The 18,542-nt window shown below is 52.1% G+C and carries 21 protein-coding genes and 1 tRNA gene; 5 read left to right on the forward strand and 17 right to left on the reverse strand.

All coding sequences use genetic code 11. The features are described from left to right. The 16 genes from ACKWMY_RS17260 to ACKWMY_RS17335 all read right to left on the reverse strand — a co-directional run bounded on the left by ACKWMY_RS17260 (position 1) and on the right by ACKWMY_RS17335 (position 14,627). Positions 1–588 (reverse strand): DUF3261 domain-containing protein, encoded by a 588-nt coding sequence (locus ACKWMY_RS17260; protein ID WP_065683145.1) that lies wholly within the window; start codon positions 586–588, stop codon positions 1–3. Next, on the reverse strand, positions 585–2,906 hold the full coding sequence (locus ACKWMY_RS17265; RefSeq protein WP_409486675.1) for an MMPL family transporter: 2,322 nt from the start codon (positions 2,904–2,906) through the stop codon (positions 585–587). The genes ACKWMY_RS17260 and ACKWMY_RS17265 overlap by 4 nt, the downstream gene beginning before the upstream one ends. Continuing rightward, the gene (locus ACKWMY_RS17270) at positions 2,875–3,480 is read right to left on the reverse strand and encodes an outer membrane lipoprotein carrier protein LolA (RefSeq protein WP_409486676.1); all 606 of its coding nucleotides are present in this window, start codon (positions 3,478–3,480) and stop codon (positions 2,875–2,877) included. Before ACKWMY_RS17270 ends, ACKWMY_RS17265 begins: the two co-directional genes overlap by 32 nt. Next, complete coding sequence (locus tag ACKWMY_RS17275; protein ID WP_409486677.1) at positions 3,477–3,899, reverse strand: acyl-CoA thioesterase; 423 nt, start codon at positions 3,897–3,899, stop codon at positions 3,477–3,479. Before ACKWMY_RS17275 ends, ACKWMY_RS17270 begins: the two co-directional genes overlap by 4 nt. After that, positions 3,893–5,614, reverse strand: a complete 1,722-nt coding sequence (locus ACKWMY_RS17280; RefSeq protein WP_409486678.1) for a glycosyltransferase family 2 protein — start codon at positions 5,612–5,614, stop codon at positions 3,893–3,895. Before ACKWMY_RS17280 ends, ACKWMY_RS17275 begins: the two co-directional genes overlap by 7 nt. Next, complete coding sequence (locus ACKWMY_RS17285; RefSeq protein ID WP_199063318.1) at positions 5,605–5,955, reverse strand: hydroxymyristoyl-ACP dehydratase; 351 nt, start codon at positions 5,953–5,955, stop codon at positions 5,605–5,607. The genes ACKWMY_RS17280 and ACKWMY_RS17285 overlap by 10 nt, the downstream gene beginning before the upstream one ends. After that, complete coding sequence (locus ACKWMY_RS17290) at positions 5,942–7,303, reverse strand: AMP-binding protein (RefSeq protein WP_409486679.1); 1,362 nt, start codon at positions 7,301–7,303, stop codon at positions 5,942–5,944. The genes ACKWMY_RS17285 and ACKWMY_RS17290 overlap by 14 nt, the downstream gene beginning before the upstream one ends. Beyond that, entirely contained in the window at positions 7,300–7,881 is a 582-nt protein-coding gene (locus ACKWMY_RS17295) for a hypothetical protein (RefSeq protein ID WP_074028138.1), read from the reverse strand. Before ACKWMY_RS17295 ends, ACKWMY_RS17290 begins: the two co-directional genes overlap by 4 nt. A gap of 6 nt (positions 7,882–7,887) precedes the next feature. Further along, complete coding sequence (locus ACKWMY_RS17300) at positions 7,888–8,139, reverse strand: acyl carrier protein (RefSeq protein WP_059201238.1); 252 nt, start codon at positions 8,137–8,139, stop codon at positions 7,888–7,890. A gap of 12 nt (positions 8,140–8,151) precedes the next feature. After that, positions 8,152–8,409, reverse strand: a complete 258-nt coding sequence (locus tag ACKWMY_RS17305) for a phosphopantetheine-binding protein (RefSeq protein WP_059201237.1) — start codon at positions 8,407–8,409, stop codon at positions 8,152–8,154. Continuing rightward, positions 8,390–9,205, reverse strand: a complete 816-nt coding sequence (locus ACKWMY_RS17310; RefSeq protein WP_074028140.1) for a lysophospholipid acyltransferase family protein — start codon at positions 9,203–9,205, stop codon at positions 8,390–8,392. Before ACKWMY_RS17310 ends, ACKWMY_RS17305 begins: the two co-directional genes overlap by 20 nt. Continuing rightward, positions 9,202–9,924 (reverse strand): beta-ketoacyl synthase chain length factor, encoded by a 723-nt coding sequence (locus ACKWMY_RS17315; protein ID WP_161712377.1) that lies wholly within the window; start codon positions 9,922–9,924, stop codon positions 9,202–9,204. Before ACKWMY_RS17315 ends, ACKWMY_RS17310 begins: the two co-directional genes overlap by 4 nt. A 69-nt stretch (positions 9,925–9,993) precedes the next feature. Then, a complete protein-coding gene (locus ACKWMY_RS17320; RefSeq protein WP_409486680.1) occupies positions 9,994–11,052 on the reverse strand; it encodes a methyltransferase in 1,059 nt (352 codons plus the stop codon). Positions 11,053–11,131: 79 nt separating this feature from the next. Continuing rightward, positions 11,132–11,521 (reverse strand): hypothetical protein, encoded by a 390-nt coding sequence (locus ACKWMY_RS17325; RefSeq protein WP_074028144.1) that lies wholly within the window; start codon positions 11,519–11,521, stop codon positions 11,132–11,134. A 410-nt stretch (positions 11,522–11,931) separates the two neighbouring features. Continuing rightward, positions 11,932–13,215, reverse strand: a complete 1,284-nt coding sequence (locus ACKWMY_RS17330; protein WP_065683156.1) for an MFS transporter — start codon at positions 13,213–13,215, stop codon at positions 11,932–11,934. After that, complete coding sequence (locus tag ACKWMY_RS17335) at positions 13,212–14,627, reverse strand: M20 family metallopeptidase (RefSeq protein WP_409486681.1); 1,416 nt, start codon at positions 14,625–14,627, stop codon at positions 13,212–13,214. The genes ACKWMY_RS17330 and ACKWMY_RS17335 overlap by 4 nt, the downstream gene beginning before the upstream one ends. A gap of 164 nt (positions 14,628–14,791) precedes the next feature. Here ACKWMY_RS17335 and ACKWMY_RS17340 point away from each other — a divergent pair, with 164 nt between their 5' ends. Both ACKWMY_RS17340 and ACKWMY_RS17345 read left to right on the forward strand, forming a co-directional pair. Beyond that, positions 14,792–15,715 (forward strand): LysR family transcriptional regulator, encoded by a 924-nt coding sequence (locus tag ACKWMY_RS17340; protein ID WP_409486682.1) that lies wholly within the window; start codon positions 14,792–14,794, stop codon positions 15,713–15,715. Positions 15,716–15,824: 109 nt separating this feature from the next. Next, a tRNA-Thr gene (locus ACKWMY_RS17345) sits at positions 15,825–15,900 on the forward strand. An 87-nt stretch (positions 15,901–15,987) separates the two neighbouring features. Here ACKWMY_RS17345 and ACKWMY_RS17350 read toward each other — a convergent pair. Next, positions 15,988–16,230, reverse strand: a complete 243-nt coding sequence (locus ACKWMY_RS17350) for a DinI family protein (protein ID WP_021178442.1) — start codon at positions 16,228–16,230, stop codon at positions 15,988–15,990. A 214-nt stretch (positions 16,231–16,444) separates the two neighbouring features. Here ACKWMY_RS17350 and ACKWMY_RS17355 point away from each other — a divergent pair, with 214 nt between their 5' ends. From ACKWMY_RS17355 to ACKWMY_RS17365, 3 genes are all read left to right on the forward strand, one after another. After that, positions 16,445–17,047, forward strand: coding sequence for a hypothetical protein (locus tag ACKWMY_RS17355; RefSeq protein ID WP_024530085.1), 603 nt, complete (start codon positions 16,445–16,447; stop codon positions 17,045–17,047). A gap of 310 nt (positions 17,048–17,357) precedes the next feature. Beyond that, complete coding sequence (locus tag ACKWMY_RS17360; protein WP_409486683.1) at positions 17,358–17,828, forward strand: hypothetical protein; 471 nt, start codon at positions 17,358–17,360, stop codon at positions 17,826–17,828. 195 nt (positions 17,829–18,023) lie between these two features. Then, on the forward strand, positions 18,024–18,287 hold the full coding sequence (locus ACKWMY_RS17365; protein WP_074028149.1) for a hypothetical protein: 264 nt from the start codon (positions 18,024–18,026) through the stop codon (positions 18,285–18,287). Positions 18,288–18,542: the final 255 nt, after the last annotated feature.

An 18,542-nucleotide genomic window follows, 5' to 3' on the forward strand; every position in this document is an offset into this window, starting at 1 on the left:
TCAGTCATCCAGATATTGAATGGTGATGTGGTATTTAAACGCGTGTTGCTCAATGCTGATAGGTTCACGACGATCTTTACGTTGCAGGTACGTGATCTCCGTTATCAGTTTGCCGCGCGCGTTGCGTAATTCTCGTTTGTCGCCCTTATCGATTAGCGTCCAGCCCTGCGGCAACCGATCTTGCCAGGCGGTAATCGGCCAGTGGCCGAGCATCACATCGGCCAAGACCTGACTGGCTGGCGGCAGTTGTGGCACCACGATCGACTGCTCGGTATGAATGCCGTTATCGTCATAGGTAACGAGAAATAAGCGGATACCTAACGAAGACAGCCCGGCCAAGGTGAGTGCATTGCTATCCGCATTTAGAATGACCAACAACGACTGGGTTTTGCCGTTAAAGCTGCCAGTCAATAATTGCTGGGACTGGATATGCTCAGTGATACCAGGAGCCGGTAGCGTGACGCGTACGCCGGGTTCAAGCCAGGCTTGCGGGCGGGAGCCATTCTCATTATGCGATGAGTGGCTACAGCCGGTAATCAATAGCACGGCCAACAGGGGAACCGCGCGCCAGAAGTCGCAATTTGTCATTTTTTTCTCTGCTTACGGTCAGGCATGGCGAGTGGGGATAGCAAGAAAGCGGTAAAGATCCCGCTGACCAGGACAATTCCAAAACTGCTGATAGCTTGAGTGCTGCTAAAGACCAGCATGCCCAGGGTTAACAACGTTGTCATCATTGCCAGCGCGATCGCCAACAACGATGTCAGTGGTGTGCCGCGTGGATTGCTGAAGAACAGCGTATAGTTAATGCCGATCCCCAGCACCAGTACCAGCGCCAGTAGCGAAAACAGGTTCACGGCATGTCCGCTAAAGGATAGTGTGGCCAGTCCGATGCTCAGCGACAGCAGCGAAGGCACCAGGCTGATTAATCCCTTACGCCAACCGAGGCGGAACACCGCACTGCAAGCGATGACCGCCAGTGCTACCAGCAGCAGGCCGGTAAGTATGGTGCGATAGAGGGCGAATAATTCGTTGAACGTATTCTTGCGATCAACCCACACTACGCCCGGTTGTTTTTCCGCCAGTGAGCTCAGAGCCGTGCTGTCGTTAACGCCTTCTACCGGTACCAACACACCGCTTTTGCCATTGGGCAATGTCAACCACATCAAGCGCCAACCTTCGCTGGCTGGACTGTTGAGCCAATCCTCCAACGTTGCAGGTGCGGTTTGCAGATCGGGCGTGACGTCCGTTAACCCTGTATTTTGCAATGTACGGATGACTGTAGGAGCGGCGCTCTGCAACAGAGCGAGATCCTGTTTCTGGCGTGCGAGAGAATTCAACGGGATCGTGCGAAAAGCGCTGATAACCCCCGTCTGGCGGGCCTGTTCCAGTGCCGGTGTGAAGCCTTCAAGCCGTTCCAGGGTTTGCTGAGGAGTGTTGCCGTAGACCACAAACCATTTTTGATCGACGCTTTGCCCGGTGAGCTGCGTAATGGCTTTTTCCTGCGCCAGGACATCCTTCGGCAGCGCCTGCAACTGGGCAATATCATCATCGACGCGTAATGTCGCTATCCCCGCAAGAGAAACCAAAGCCAATACGACAGGTAGCCCCAGCGACAGTTTGCGGTTATGCCTCCAGGCTGCAAGCCAGCGCAGCAGGGAGATCGCGGCAGGAATAGGGCGAACTGGTAAATTGCGACATAACCACGGATGCCAAAAGATCACCGTAAGGCATGAGGCGATCAGGCCCACAGCGGCAAACACCGCCATTTGTCGTATCCCAGGGAAGGGAGCGAGCATCATGATCAGATAGGCCGCGACGGTAGTCAGCAATGCCAATAACAGGGCATTACGCACTTTGAGCAGACTCTGCCATGGCGATATTTCGTTACCGTGCACCATGCGTTCGGTGAGGTAGTAAAGCGTATAGTCGGCAGAGATCCCAATGATGCTCATGCTCATCACTAGCGTCATCAGGTGAAGCTCACCGAAGATCAACAACGTAGCTGCTGTTCCTGCCAGTGCACCGATGCCAACGGAAATCAGGCACAGCAGCAGCGGGCGCAGCGAGCGGAAAACTACCACGATCAACAGTATTACGCCCAGTATGGTGGCGACCCCCAGCGTAGATATGTCCTGTTTTGCCTGTTGACTGGCATAATCACTGTAAAACAGCGTCCCACGTGAGAGGAGCTTGGCCTGGGGGTAGCGCGATGTGAGTTGATCCTCCAGCGCGGCGAGCGTAGTGACGACTCGGTGGGTTTGTTGCATATCAAATGACGATCCCGTCAATTCGCCATGCAGAAAATACCAGTAGTTCCCCAGTTCATCTTGAGTAACCAACCAGCCGTCCATCAACCGTAAACGCTGGCTGTTCTGGGCCAGAGCCAGCTGTGAGCCGCGCATCAGCATTAGCGGATCGTTGCGTAACTCTTTGCCGCTGACGCCAGAGAATGCCGAATAGAGCTGAGAAAGGACCCACTGTGCCTGGGCATCGCCACCGTTTTGCAGGCGCTCACGCGTTGCGTTGTCGATCAGGCCATTACGATGCTGCCAGAAAAAATCGCCCCAGGCTTGTTGGTCTGCAGCACCCATCGGGCCTTTCACCGTTTCTGCTAACCCGGATTTTTGCAACTGGGTGAGCCAGTATTGCGCTACCTGCGGGTCTGCCTGTTTTCCGGGGCTGACCAGCCAGACCAACTGCTTGTCCAGGCGCTGCATAAAACCGTCGTTCAGCGCGGGAGGAATGGCACCCAATGCCTGCTTGGGCAACATCGCCAATACGCTGCTATTGATCCGGGCCTGTGGCAATAGGGCAAGCAGCACGCCAGCGAATATCAGGCATGCGGCTCCCCATAACAGCGCGAGGCGTTTGGCATTAGTAGGCGGCAAAACGTTGTCGCTCTTCATCGGTCAAAGCTGCGGGTAGCAGCCGGTGTTGAGAGAAGGTGATTTCAGTCAGATCGCCCTGTTTATCGTTTAAATGGATGGTTTCCAGATAGGTTTGTCCACTCAGTACTATAGTGGCAAAAATTCGGTCCAGAGGGGTGGTCAGTGGGGTTAAGGATAGCGTCCAGCGACCCTCACCTTGCTCCTGGAAATCAATACGGAAATTTTTCTCCAGCACCTGACGATCGGCCTGGAATAGCGCGCGCAGCAGATGATTGAACTGAAACATCTGCGGGTTGTTTTGTGCAGTAATAACCTGCGGTTGCTGGTTATTGATGATTTGCACCATCCGTGAGTCGTTGAGCATCAACGTCATGGCAAAGGGGGTTTGCTGTTGCCACAGCAAACCCTGATCGCGGGCGATCACCATTTCTCCTTGGGAACGCAGTGGCTGTGGTAGATCTTTGATGGTTCTAGCCTGAGCAAAATGGGCTCGCACTACCGGTTGTTCGGTAAAACGCTGCTGTAATTCATCCAGCGTGATGGCATTGACCCATGGACTGATCAGCAGGAATAGCAGAGGCCAGGCTTTCATGGCTGCACCCCCAGACGTTCGAACAGTATGTCCGGACAGACAAAGCACATCTCACGGCTTTTTTCCTCTACTGCTACCTGGATGGTGTAACCGGTTGTGGTGCGTTTACCGCTGTCGGCGTCAAAAATCTGGTAGGCAATGCGCAGGCGATTTTCGTATTCTTCCAGCGTGGCACGGACGCGAATACGTTGTTCAAAGGTCAGCGTATCGCGGTATTTCACGCGGGTATCCACCACTGGCCAAACATATCCTGACTCTTTCATCTGCCGATAGCCGTAGTTGAATTGGTTCAGCAGGGCTTCACGGGCAATTTCAAAGTAACGGAAATAATAGCCGTGCCACACGACTCCCATCATATCAATATCATGAAAGGGAACGGTCAGTTCTATCTCGCTGGTGAAACAGGGATCGTTTAGCACCCTTTGCTCCTGTCTGTGGTATTGGCCTGTTGGTCAGGCAGTTGCCAAAAATTGAAAAAGTTGAACCAATCGAGTGGTGCCTGCAACGCGTAGTGTTCAAGACGCTCAGCATACTGATCAACCGCCTGTTGCAAGGCGACTTGACGATCGGCCCGCGGTAACAGCAGAGGGTCGGCAAACGGCTCGCAGTGCAAATGTAGTTTTCCCTGCTGGCGCAGGGCATAGATCAGCAACACAGGACAACGCAATATCGAAGCCAGAATAAACGGCCCTTGAGGGAATGGGGCTGGATGGCCCATAAAGCGGCTCCAGATAACCCGGCAACTATCTCCTCGCTGCGGTTTGACCGCGATGCGATCGCCAACGATCGCCACCCATTCGCCACGATCCAGTTTGTCTTTGAGCAATATGGCGGTATCTGGGCCGATATCGGTCACTGGCAACAGGTTGAGCCCTGCCTGGGGCGCTATCTCTGCCATAATCTGTTTGAAACGCTGGGCGTTGTCGTTGAACACCAGCGCATTGATGGTTTTGCTCACTTGCAGTTGTGCCAACGCCCGGCAAGCTTCGATATCTCCCAAATGGGAGGCCAGCAGCAATTTGCCTTGCGGGGAGCCAATATCCAGCGTGGCTTCGGCATTGGGGGCGAAGACAACATCCTGCCCTAGCCGCATTTCCCCACGCCAACTGGCGATTTTATCCAGCATGGCATCTGCAAAACGTAAAAAATGGTGATAGCTGTTTAGATGCGCAGGAATGGGGAGCGAATGCGAAGTCAACTCGTTGCGTACCCGCTTCAGCCAGGCTTGTGAAGCCTGACGGGCCTGATGTGCGCCAAGCCAGTAAACCGCCACCACCGGATAGAGCAGTGGAGCAATGGCCTTTCTACCCAGTAAGCGCCAGATAGCAAGCATGATGCGCATTCCCCACAACCCCTTGATTTCTTTCTGACGTGCCCAGTGCGGGTTGGATCGACGAAAAAACAGGGTAGGGATGCGCGGTAACATGCCGAAGAAAAGGCGGGTATGCATCAGTGAAATGCGCACGTTATCCTTCAAGGCATCAAAGTGTGACAACCCATCCTGGGGGTAGGTGACGCGCGTCGGCACAAAGTAACTGGTGTTCCCCTGCCAGTAGAGGCGAACCATTACTTCCGTATCGAAGTCCATGCGTTTGCCTAGCGCCGTTTTATGCGCCAACTCCAATGTAGGGGCAATTGGGTAAACCCGGAAGCCGCACATGCTGTCTTTGAGCTGGAGAGAGAGCGTCTCAATCCACACCCAGAAGTGAGTTACCCAGCGGCCATAGCGGCGCGACGCTGGTATGGAGTCGTCGTAAACCGGTTGTCCGGAAATTAAATCCTGGGGATGAAGCTGTGCCAGGGCAATCAGCTTGGGAATATCTTCAATGGCGTGCTGGCCGTCCGCATCGACCTGTATCGCATGGCTAAATCCTCTGCGTTGAGCCTCTTCCAATCCGCGAATAACCGCCGTGCCTTTTCCTGAATTGTGTGCAAGGCGTACTAAGGTGACATCCGCGTGAATGGTGGCCAGGCGCTCAAGTTCCTGCTGGGTGGCCTGGTCGCTGCCATCGTCCACAACCAGACAGGCCAAGCCGAAGGGTTGCAGGCGCGCTAGCACGCTTGCCATCATGGCTCCGTGGTTATAACAGGGGATCACCACACAAGGGTTAAACGTGCCACTATTCAGCGACATAATCGGATCTTCCCGCTGCTGGCTGTGCTACGAGCCTCACCATCATGGCGTTGATAGCGGAAAACCATGATTTGCCGCTCTTCCTGCCAGTCAAGCGTCAGCGTGACGATGTTATCCGGCAATAAGGGCTGTTGGAATTTGACACTTTGAATACTGTGAAAGCGAAAATCGGGTACCAGCAGTGAGGTGGCGTAGTGCATCACCCAGTCTAGTTGCGTCACGCCGGGTAGCAGAGGCTGCACTGTGAAGTGGCCTTTAAACCAGAATGAAGCCGCATCCAGCCGTAACACGATCTCGGCCTGCTGTTGCGTCTGATGGCGAGCCATCTCATGGGGTCTCATGAAACAATTCCTGTAATTGCGCATAGACGCGCTTGTTCATGCTGTTGACGGGCATCTCGTCAACGATACGCCAGTAACGAGGGATAGTGACAGGTTCCAGCCACGGGCGCAGCGCACGACGCCATGATATTTCCAGTGCTTTGCCGCCCATTTTTTGCCACTGTTGCCGAGCGTGGTCTTCAAGCACCAACAATGCGCCAATGCCTTGGCGCCCTCCGCGTGTTACCGGTAGCGCTGCGGCTTCGCGTACGCCTTCGAGTTCCAGTAGCCGTTGCTCGATCTCGCAAAGTGAAATCCGTTTCTCTTCAATTTTCACCACCCGATCGCGGCGGCCTGTTATCTGGAAGCGTCCACTATCGTCAAATTGCAATATATCGTCGAGGAGCAGGCCGTGCCTATCGCTGATAAGCGGAGAGATAGCCCGGATCTCGTCGGCGTCAACCATGATACGCACGCCAGTGAAGGGCTGCCAGGTTACATCAGGCTGTTGATGGTGACGCCAGGCGAGGATCCCGGTCTCGGTACTACCGTAGATTTCGTCTGGCCAGACTCCTAACCAACTGGCGGTCTGAGCCACGCTTTCCCAAGGCAATACTCCCCCTGCGGAGATAACCATATTCACTGGCGGTGGCGTGAGCTGGTGGTCCAGTCGTTTTAGAAAAGCCGGGCTGCTGATCAAGGCGTATTGGTGTTGATTATCCAGAGTTGCCAACTGCTCGGTGTAATGAAGCATTGCAGCATGCAGCGGTAATCCTAGCGCCATGGGTAAAAAGATACGGAAGGTGAGGCCGTAAAGGTGCAACGGAGGCACTGAGGCCACAATATGGCAGCCGGTGAGCCTGTCGGCAAAACGTTCAGCCAGTAAGGAGGCTTCACGATCGAGGCAGGCAATGGGTTTAATTACACGGCGTGGTTGCCCTGTCGAGCCGGAGGTAAATAATTCGATATGGCTGGCCGGATCGAGAGTGGCTAGCGGCGGCGGGTTCTCGCTACTTTGATAGGCAGATTGGACCTGGATCAGCGAACCGCTCCAGGTCAGTGCCTGGTCGGTCAGTACGCCGTTAAACAGCGCCCGTTGTTCTTCCAGCAGCGAAACACGACTATGTCCGGGAACCACGGGGGTTTTGCCCGCATGCAATGTTGCCAATAGTCCGACGATAAACAGATAGCTGTTTTCAAAACACAGCGCCCAGCGATCGCCCTCATGTTGTTGCAGGATATTCACCTGTGCCGCTACGTCATGGCGCAACTGCCCCAGCGTCCAGATATGTCCATCAAGCCAGGCAATCGGGGTTTCATTGGCACGCGAAGCACTTAGCCACTTGGCCATAGGGAGTATCTGATTCATGCCTTGTCTCGCAATATCCGCCTGCGACGCACCAGCCATTCGCCAGCCATCAGCGCCCCCATCAACAGATAGGCAATCATGCCGTTCCACAGCGTCCATAACCGAATGTCACCTAGCAGAACGGTAAAAAGTGCCATTGAGCCGTTCAGAATGAAAAACACACACCATATCTGGGTGACCTTGCGGGTATAACGCACGCCTGACGGGGGGAGCTCCGGCTCCTGCAAACGGGCAAGGCGCTCCACCATTGGCATCGAGCTCCACAGTGAACTACCAAATACGCCGAGCATGACCAGATTGACTACCACTGGGTAAAATAGCAGCAGTTGATGCGTTTTTAGCACATAGCTCATTAGGCATAATGTGAGACCCGCGAGTGCCACGGCTTGCAGTACATAGCGCATCGGGCCGCGCTGACTTTTGACCTGATAAAGGCGAAAGGCCAGCAACAAAGCGATGATCGGCAGCAGCCAGTGAAGGCTGTTGCGTGTCAGGCCAAACCAGACAAGAAATGGCCAAGCCAGTAGCGCCAGTAGAGCCACCAGTTGTATCCCTTTCAGGGACCGAGCGCCGCGCATAAACGGTTATGCTTCTTGCAATAGCTGTTCTACCGCATCGACGACATCTTGTACGGTACGCACCTGCTTAAAGGTTTCCGGCTTGATTTTCTTCCCGGTCTTCTTCTGCAGGTGCACGATCATGTCGACGGCATCGATACTGTCTAACTCAAGCTCTTCATACAAGCGGGCCTCAGGTTTGATGTCCTGTGGATCGATATCGAACAGTTTGGTCAGCAGCGCGGACACTTCCTGATAAATGGTTTGTTGTTCTGTCATAGCGGGCTCTTCTCAGGCACGTTGAGCTTGGATAAAGGATGCCAGTGTTGCCACTGAATAGAAATGTTGACGCATCTCTTCATTTTCGGCGGAAAGCGCGACACCATACTGGTTTTTAACCATCAGCCCTAACTCTAAAGCATCGATGGAGTCCAGCCCCAGTCCTTCACCAAACAGCGCCGCATTGGTGTCGATATCGTCCGCAGACAGTTCATCCAAATTCAGTGTATTTATTATGAGATTTTTAATTTCAAGGTGGAGCGCTTGCATCATTAATTCCTGACAAAGGTATAAGGCCTGGTGATAACTGATGCAAAAGATGCCGGTTTAGCTGCCTTGCGGCTAATGCTGGCTGTTGCGATTCTGCATCAAAAAAATGTTCTATCTGTACCCGTTCACGCACGTCTACCTGGAACAGGGGTTTCCTGGGCGGAACGTCATACCATCTGCTCTGTTTATCAAGCAGATGCTCGCTACAGTGGATCACTGCTATGCGCACGTCACGGCGGCATCGTACGGCAATATTGGCGGCACCGCGCTGCAGTGTCATATTTTCACCAGGGCGTGTGCGTGTTCCCTCTGGAAAAATAAGTATGGTGTCGCCCTGTGCCAGGCGTTGCTGACAGGCTGGAAGTAGCGTGTCCGCCTGGCTATTGACCAGATAATCCGCAGCTCGGATCACTCCGCTCACAAAGGGGTTATGTAGCAGAGCGCTTTTTACCAGGCAGTCTGTCTCGGGCATCACGGATGCCAAAAGCACATAATCAATCAGTGTCGGATGGTTAGCGACCACCAAACAACCGCGCTCCTGGCGTAATATATCAATCCCCTTGATGCGATAATCCAACACACCCAACGTTTTTGCTATCGATAGGAACAGCCGGAAACTGGCGGCAATACTGCGCCGGGCTACCCGGCGGCGCTTGGCAATATCGCGCTGGAGTACCAGCAGCAGATTAAACCAGACAAGCGACAGCAGCAGGCCGCCGACGCCAAACAGCACAAAGCAAAAGCCGGTCATCATCAGACGCCAAGCCCAGTTTAAACGTGCGAATGGGCCGCTCATGTACGGCTCCAGTACCACTTCAGTCTTTCACCCGCGATGGTGAACGTTGGCTCTTCGGCCAGGTAGTGTTGTAAAAACTGTAAACTTTGCGGTAGCAGGGGCTCTTCCCCTGTACCTTCTGGCTTGCTCTCACACCGTAACGTATTCCCGCGTTCAAACACCAGCGCCACCGCATAGGCCCAGGTCGGCATCTGCTCTGGCAGGTAGGTGTGGTAAAACTCGGGCAGCAAGCCATCAAAATCGACCATTAATACTCTCTGGTAACCCGCTTGGAGTAAACACACGACCTCACATAACGCTTGCTGAAAGGTATCTAGGCCAGCAGAAAGTGAAGATGATACCAGAGGATTTTGTGCCGTGATGGTCAAGTGACCCACGGCTGAGTTATGTACCGACATGGTGAAATCAGTTGGGGAAACCGCTTGCTGGGTGGCTATGGCCTGCAAAATTCGGTAATTACGCTCCAACTCACCGTGACGACTGGTATAAAGGACCGCATCCACCGGTTGACGACGTAGCATGGCTAAACCGCATTCCACGGCCAGCCTGCTGCCTGAACTCAGGCGGCGTGCTGTCATCATGGGAAGTTCGGTCAGCTTCGATTGCGGCGCTGAGGGTATGATCCCATAGGGCTCCTGCGACCACTGACGCCACTGCGATGCGTCGCTTAGTCCGGGGGCCATAGCCTGCCAATCAACGATGTTCAATGCAAAATTCATCAACGTGCTTCCGCGGTTACTCGGTTTGGACTGTGTCATCTCCAAGGTAGCATGAGCGCTGCCCTATCATTATTGCTTTCGGCATACTAACAAGGTATGTCCAATACCAAGGTTATCGAGACGTTTTTCTACTCGGAAACCTGCCGTTTCGAGGAAACTGTAAAATTTACCGGCGCTGTAAAAGCGACTGTTGCCGTTAGCCATGCAGGTAAAATAGAGTGAGGAGGCGTTGAGGCTGAACGAAGCCGCTTCAAATTTTTGCGCATCCCAGAACAGCTCCATAATGCATAGCTGAGCGTCAGGCTTCATCACCTGCTTGATTTTTTTCAGAATACTAATAATTTGTTCCGGGGAAAAACAGTCAAGAAACTGACTCATCCACCAGATATCTGCACCACTGGGTAATGGTGCATCACTTAGCATATCTACCGCATGGAAATCTATGCGATGAGATAACCCGGCTTTTTCGACATTCTCACGCGCCAGACTAATTTGCTGCGGCAGATCCAGTAAGGTAATGCTGACGTTATCATCGTACTGGCAACAACGTAGCGCCCATTTTCCAGTATTGCCGCCCACATCATAAAGCGTTGTTGGTTTATTGTTAAATATATGGGGTAGTGCGGCATTAAATGCGGCATCTGAATAGTAGTGATCAAAAGCAAACCAGCTTTCACGTGCAGCCTTGGGCAATTGCGATAAGGCAGGGTAGATGGTCGGCCATTCACCAAACACTTTTAAACCAGCGGGTTTCTCTTCCTTAAGCGCATGTTCTAAAGAAAACAGCCCCTGATAACAAACATCTTGAGTGAAATCCATATTCACACGGGTCATGGCATCGTGGAGTAGGAAGTGCCCCACTTTGGCAATGAAGTAATAGCCGTTTTGATGAGTCACAATACGGCCACTTAGCCCCATATCCAAAAGCACACTAACGGCATATTCATTAACGCTGCTATTGGCAGCGATGTCCTCAAGGAGGGCGCCGTGTTTTCCTTGTTCATCCAGATAGGCTAATACACCCGTATTGCGCAGACAAAGGGCGGTTTGAAACAGCATTGGAGCAAAGGCAATCCGTTGCGCCTCAGTGATAGCATCAAGTGCACTGAGAGTGTCCTGTTGATACATTTGTTGTACAGCCTCTTTAACCGGATACAAAATAGTGACGCCAGCTTGTATCCGGCGCAAATCTAATCAATATTGGAAATTACAGTGTGGCACCGGCCGATAAATTTAACTGGATATCTTTATCTAGGTTGTGTATCCAGCGGTTGTAGCTTTTATGAATTTTCCCACCCGAGGCTAGCAGGTTGAGGCTACTGGCGTAGTCGATGGAATAATTCGTTGCGGAATAGGTGATGCGGATTTCAGCAACATGATCGCGAGCCTGGAGGCGGCCATTAATGACACCAGGGCCAGCCTGCGTCATAACCCATTCACGTTGTACACCTGCTTTCAGGATTGCAGTTCTGACTTGCGCTTCGGTATGACCAGTGCTGACTGTGCTGTTGATTTGTTGTATTGGGGCAGTACGCACACAACCGGTCAGAGTGGCGATGACGGCAAGAGCAGCACACCATTTAACGATGTTTTTCATAAAACAATTTCCTTTTGTTAGCGGGTTACAACCTCGGGGAAACTGAGCGGTTTAATTTTTTAATTAACGCCCACTGTTTTTAGCCGTGAAATTTATCAACGCATAATACTGATATCAATTAAATTGCACAAGATGGATCGGGGGAAATTACTTGGGAAAAGTCTAACTTTAAGCCTGGTTTTCCTAGAGGATTAAACCAAAATTTTCAGCATTAATGCCTATAGGTAGTGGTTCGTTTAGCGTGTTTTTTGTTAGGAAAAAACCATGGCACCATAGGAATATGCTTATTTTTTGAGGCGCACATCCCTTTATCCGATAATGGTACACCCGCAGTGCTGGTGGGCGGCCAGAACACTCCCTCATTGCTGGCGCTAAATGAGAGGCCATCATTTGATGGCCTCATAGAGAGTTTAAAGTGGAGCCGAACGCAAATGCTTTCTGCTACCTAACAGTGCCCAGCCGCTCAACAGTGCCATCATCATCAGATAATAGCTTGGTGCCAGGCTGGTCCCGGTTGCGGTGATCAGCAGGGTGCAGATCAGAGGCGCAAAGCCACCAAATACCGTCACCGCCACGTTGTAGCTGATCGCCATACCGCTGGCCCGTGTTGCCATCGGGAACAAATCGGCCATCACCGAAGGCACCGTCGAGAAGTAGATGGACTTCAGCAAGGCCAGCCAGCCAACCATCAACATCAGCATCATTGGCGAAGTATGGTTCACCACCAGCAGGAATGCCGGGTAAATAGTCAGCAACAGCAGGATCAGCGAACCCCACATTAACGGCAGGCGGCCGACTTTTTCCGCCCATAATCCCATTATCGGGGTAACGACCGTTAAAATCACACCGGCCAACAGGGTTGCACTAAAGGCGGCGGAACCGGACAGGTTCAGGTTTTTGGTGGCATAGGTGGGCACATAATTCAGCATGTAGTTGATGGCGGTGGAAATCACCATCAGTCCGATGGCCAACAACAGCAGATTTTTTTGATTACCGACCAGCATCTTTAACGGTGCTTCGGGTTTCTGCTGCTGTACGAAACTGGCTGGCTCATGTACATGGCGGCGGATATAGAGCCCCACCGGGCCGATCAGCAACCCAAAAGCAAAGGGAATACGCCAGCCCCAGTCCTGGATTTGGCTTTCTGTCAGCCAGTGGGTCATACCTAACCCGAAGGCGGAAGCCATCAGCGTGCTGGCGCCTTGCGTGGCAAACTGCCAACTGGCGATAAACGCCTTGCGCTCCGGGAAGTGTTCGACCAGAAAGGCAGTTGAACTGCCAAACTCCCCACCGGCGGAAAAACCCTGAATCAATCGGGCAATCAGGATCATCAGCGGAGCCGCCAGCCCAATGGTGGCATAAGAAGGCATAAAGGTGATGATCGCACCGCCAAGCAACATCAGGCTGATGGACATCAGAAGTGCCTTCTTGCGGCCAACCCGATCGGCGTAGGCTCCGAGCACCACAGCACCCAGTGGGCGGATCAGGAATGAGACACCAAAGCTGCCGAAAGTCAGCAACAATGAAACGGCCGGATCCTCCGTAGGGAAAAAGGCGTGGGCGATATAGCTGGCGAAAAAGCCATAAACCGCGATATCGAACCATTCCAACGCATTGCCGATGCAGGTGGCAAACAGCGTTTTATACAAATTGGGCTTGGCCGCTACGCTATCCTGTTGGGCTATCGCGCTCATGAGGACTCTCCTGCCCGGCGTTGTGCCAGGATCGTGCTGCCATTTTCGCCCAACTCCCAGAACAGGCGAGTCATGATCTGCAATCCTTCACGAGCGATGGATTTCAGCATATGCTCATTAACCCCGTGTTGACCACAGGCTGGATAGGAGTGGGGGATCCACAGCGTGGGCAATCCCAACGTATCGGCAAACACATCATTAGGCAGCGATCCGCCCAGGTTGGGGAGTAATGCGGGTTTTTTGCCGCTGGTTTGTTGCAGGATCTCAAGTGCCCAGGGAACGAGTGGATCTTGTGGATTGAGCCTGGTGGCCGGTGAGCCGTGCAGCCATTCCACCTCCACATAGCCAAAGCCGTGTAATTGCAGATGCTGCTGGATATGGTTGACCAGATTTTTCCAGTCGGTACCGACCACAAAGCGCAGTTGGCATACTGCCGTAGCGCTGCCGGGAATGGCGTTCATTGGCCGAGCCGGGTTGCCCGTTTGATAGGCCAGCACTTCAAGCGTGTTCCAACCATACAGGCGCTCGCTTGGGGTTAGGCCAGCTTCACCCCAGCTCTCATCGATCGCCGGATCGCCAGCTTGGCTGCCAACGCTGAGATCGCGCAAAATGGCGCGTAGGTTGTCATCCAGAGGGGCGGGTTTCAGCGCTGCAACCTGTAACTGACCGTGTTGATTAACCAGAGAGGCGATGGCATTAGCCAGTTGTGTTCCGGGATTGCTGAGTAATCCACCCCAGTTGCCAGAGTGATAGGCGTTATCCCTGGCGTGGATGCTGAGGCGGAAATTGATGCAGCCGCGTGAGCCAAGGAACAACGTGGGCTGTGTGGCGTTCAGCCGTGGGCCATCGGAGGCGATAAACAGATCGGCTTGCAGCAATTCGCGTTGTTGCTGGCAAATGGCCGCTAGCCCAGGGGAACTGATCTCTTCGCCCATTTCAACAATCAGCTTGCAGTTGAACCCTAGTTTACCCCCGCGTGCATGGAAAACCTGCTCCAGCGCCGCCAGGTTAATACTGTGCTGCCCTTTGTTATCCGCGCTGCCACGGCCGTACCAACGGTCGCCTTCTTCACTCAACTCCCAAGGCGAAAGGCCTGCGCGCCAGTTTTCGTCGTCGCCGAAAACCACATCGCCGTGGCCATAGCTCAGCAGGGTGGGTAATGCAGGATCTTCAATGCGTACGGCGATCAGAAACGGGCGGTTGACCGCTTCCGGGTTATCGAACAGTTGCAACTCAAAACCCAGTGCCCGTAACGGCGGCATGATTTCCTGTTCGAGATAGAGCAAAATGCCGGCATCGTCGTCATGCCGCTGGCTTTCGGTGGCCAGCGCGATGCGCCGCGCCAATATGCGGCGGAATTCACCACTGTCAAAATACGCTGTCGCCAAAGCGACGGCCTGTTCACCCGTCATGATTATTTCCCCGTTGTGTTTGCGTTGTGTTGTTTTACTTGTTGTGTTTGTTATCTAAGCTAAAATCGGGGTTTGCCACAATTATCCATTTAACAAACAAGCTTTGCTTTAAAGGCAACGGTCGTTTGCTCGTTGGCAAGCTTTGCACCATGGAGAGGGACGGCATGTTGAGTAGCGAGGTTCGCTTTTTTCTGGTAGTCGCCAACTGTGGTTCACTCAGTGCGGCCAGTGAACAGCTGTTTGTGGCGGTATCGGCGATCAGCAGGCAGATCCAGCGCCTGGAAGTGCAGGTTGGCACGCCATTGTTCGAACGCCATGCGCGGGGGATGGTTCTGACCGAGGCCGGGCAGATTTTTGAAAACCATATTCGTAAAAGCCTGTTGAATATTGAGCAGGCGGTGGCAGAAATCAAAGGGTTGAAAGCCGAACGGCGTACTGCGCTACGCGTGGCCTGTAGTAATGGAGTGGCCTTTATGCTGATGCCACAACTGATGGCGCGTTTTCGTGCAGAATACCCGGCTGTCAGCTTCGTGCTGACGGTGGCAGACACTAAAACGTTGGCGCGGCTGGTACGCAATGGCGAGTGTGACATGGTGCTGCAGTTTAGTTTGCACCCAGAGCGGGGCGTTGAGGTAGCGGCTTCGTGGCCCGCCCCGGTCTTGTTGTTGATGAGAAAGGATCATCCTTTAGCGGACAGACAGGTGGTTCTGGCGGATCTCTGCCAGTATCCGGTGTGTCTGCCAGAGCCAGGCTCCACGGTACGTCAGCTGTTTGATATCTCTTGTCAGATGAATGGCACCTTCATTGAACCAGTGCTAACCTGCGATAACTTCTCCACGCTGTACTATTTTTTACAGGGTTCCCCGATGGCGGTGACCATCTGTAGCCAGTTTACCGCGATGCCGTTGTTGCAGCCGCAAGGATTGATCCTGAAACCTTTTGCTGTCGAGCAGCAAAGCCCGCGGACCTTGCAACTACAATTACCACTGGGGCGGCAGCGGAGCACGGCTTTGGAGCTGTTTGTGGACTATATTAATCAGACACTAAGTCGCGAAGAACGGGCCATTGGTGAGAAATTCGGCATATAAGCCGTTTTTTAATCGACAAGATAAATAATCTGTTGATTACGCTTGATTGTTCCAGTCTGGCTGTATTATATTGCGCTCCACGGAAACAGTACCCCTTCCGACAGATTTCGCCGGCTTAGCTCAGTAGGTAGAGCAACTGACTTGTAATCAGTAGGTCACCAGTTCGATTCCGGTAGCCGGCACCATATAAAAGACCTCAGCAGAAATGCTGGGGTTTTTTGTCTTTAGGCATCCATGATGCGGCGCAGCCAATGACCGCGCCCTTGGGGCCTTTAAATATCAGTGGCCAGCCATTGGTCAGACTCTTCGAACATCTCTTCCAGCATACGGTTTAACTTCTCGCGATCACTTTTGCTGGCGTCCGAGTTAAGGCCGTTGGCCTGCATGGGTTTTACCTTCACCTCTGCATCCGGGAAGATACGATGCACCCGTTTTGTCAGCTCAGCCTTGATGATTTCATCGGCACCGGGGATCCCTGCGACATTACGCTTATCAAACACCAATTCAACGAACATAGCCCAACCCTAACGTTACTGTTTATGTATACAGTTATTTTGACCGAAGGGACTGGGTGAGTGCAAGAGGGGGAGGCGAAAATTTTATCGTGGCCAACGTTGAGGGAAGCGTGCTCTAAAGCTGCCGATCTAGCTATTACGCACTATTTGCCACGGTATCCGTGGCTGAGGTTAATAGTATAGAGTCACCTTGAAATTGATAATCATTCTTAATATGCAGCAAAATTTATCCATAATTATTAGAAAGTTGTGTGTCTTCTTTCTCTCAGGTATCTTCTTGACCTTCTTGATGGGCCTTATCTTCATTGACGTGCATTGGCTGCATAACTTTGTCTCCGAGACGTCGCTCACCGAGGTAACCCAAGAGATCATACTGGTGGCGATAGCCCTCAGCTTCTTTATCTCCGCTTATCGTCAGACGGAGCATCGGTATGCCAGGGTATTAATCGGTGGCTTCTTCCTATGTATGCTGATCCGCGAGATGGACTTTGTGTTCGATATGCTGCGGCATGGTGCCTGGGTGTGGTTTGCCTTAGCCGTAACGCTGATTTGTGTGCTTTATGCACTCAAAGAGCTGCCCGCTACGCTACGTGGACTAGCACATTTCTTCAGTCACCCAAGTTACGGCATGATGTTTTCCGGGTTGTTATGCATATTAGTATTTTCACGTCTGTTTGGTATGCAACTGCTATGGCATGAGCTAATGCTCGATGGGTATAACCGCGTGGTGAAGAATATGGTGGAAGAGGGCTGTGAGCTATTTGGCTATGCGCTTTGCCTGTTTGCGACGGTGGGTTATCTCCGAAGGGCGGAATGAAGCCACTGCCCATCAAAATCGAGCGCATAGGTGTTTGATTTTTAGCTGCTTGTGTGCCAATCACGGCACGGCGCGTTGTACGTCAGCGCAACCGAGTTGGCTGTGGCAGCTTGCTATTGCAATAGCACACTAATTGTCAAGGTATGAACCGTTGGTTTTTATCATGCATATTGATCTTTGCGCGTCCGTTTGAATGCACTCATCATAATTGAGTGCAAAGATGATCGGCTGTGCAATACTTCTTTTACATGTCATAAGGTTATTATTTAAGCTGTTATATTTAAAACTTTTTCAAAACGGAATTAATACCATGAAAAAAACGCTACTCTTTTTAGGTATGCTGTCGGTTGGCACCATCGGCGTGGTGACTTCGGCAGTTGCCCAAGATGCTGAGAACAAAAGGGCACTAAAGCCAGCGATTAATTTGGCAGAGTTGTTTGCTGAAAAGTCTGCTATATGGTCGACTTATCCAGAAAATGATGCCTATGTTTTTGACCGTTCTGAGGAAAGCTATGCTGTCGTCGCTAAACGAGCGGATGGTGTTGTTGCACTGGTCAATAAACAGGAGAGCTATACGACCCCTGGGAAAATGGTATTAATGGGGACTTACTTTAACTGCAATAAAATGACTGATGCGACTTTTTATGTTGAAGATGTCAGTGTAGACGACGTAGCCAAGCAGCTTGCTGACCCGGCTATTGATGATCCAGAGAGAGTGCGTGGTTTTGATGCGAGTATGCCCGTCCACGATCTCTATCTGGTCGCCTGCCCGCAGAGCTGAAACTCGTGGGCTTATTAATCGCTGGTGGTCTCTGATTAGTGGTGTGTTTGTGAACAGTCACAATGGCACCGCTATCCAAGGAAGGCCAGCCGATCAACATCCCTACCGGGGGGAGAGCCCCCGGTTTGCAATTTCTGAGTAATAGACTACGTTTACTAAGGCAGTCTAATTATCATTTAAATCAAAGGAATTGTTATGATTAAGAAAGCGTTAGTAATGTCTGTCTTTGCTCTGGGTATGATTTCCTTCGCTTCCGTTGCTGCTGATGCTACAGCTATGGCACATGAAGACGCAGCGGTTAAGCATGAAACTGCCGCGAAGCACCACAAGAAGGCAGCAAAGCATCATAAAGAAGGAAAACACGAAGAGGCTAAGAAAGAGTCAGCAATAGCTACTGAAAGCTCTAAAGCAGCTCATGAAAAAACCATGGCGGCTGATGCAGAAAGCGCCAAGAAGTAAAGTTTAATGGTGCTGCCCCTATTTCAGTTTTGTAATGCGTGCTGAGATATTATTGCCGATATAGGGGTAGCGCTCCGCACTCGATGGTTACCCGTTAGTTAAGCTAACAGTCATGTTCAGTGCGGCCCTATTTAGAAGAATTAATGCCACACCCACCAAGTGATTATGTTGAAAGCAGCTGCCGATATCAAAAGAACTACTGTGATTAAAATATCGGTGTCGATGTCTGACTTCAAGAAAAAATCCTTCCGTGGT

Origin of the sequence: Serratia sp. J2 (assembly GCF_046269175.1) — a bacterium.
GTDB lineage: Bacteria > Pseudomonadota > Gammaproteobacteria > Enterobacterales > Enterobacteriaceae > Chania > Chania fonticola_C.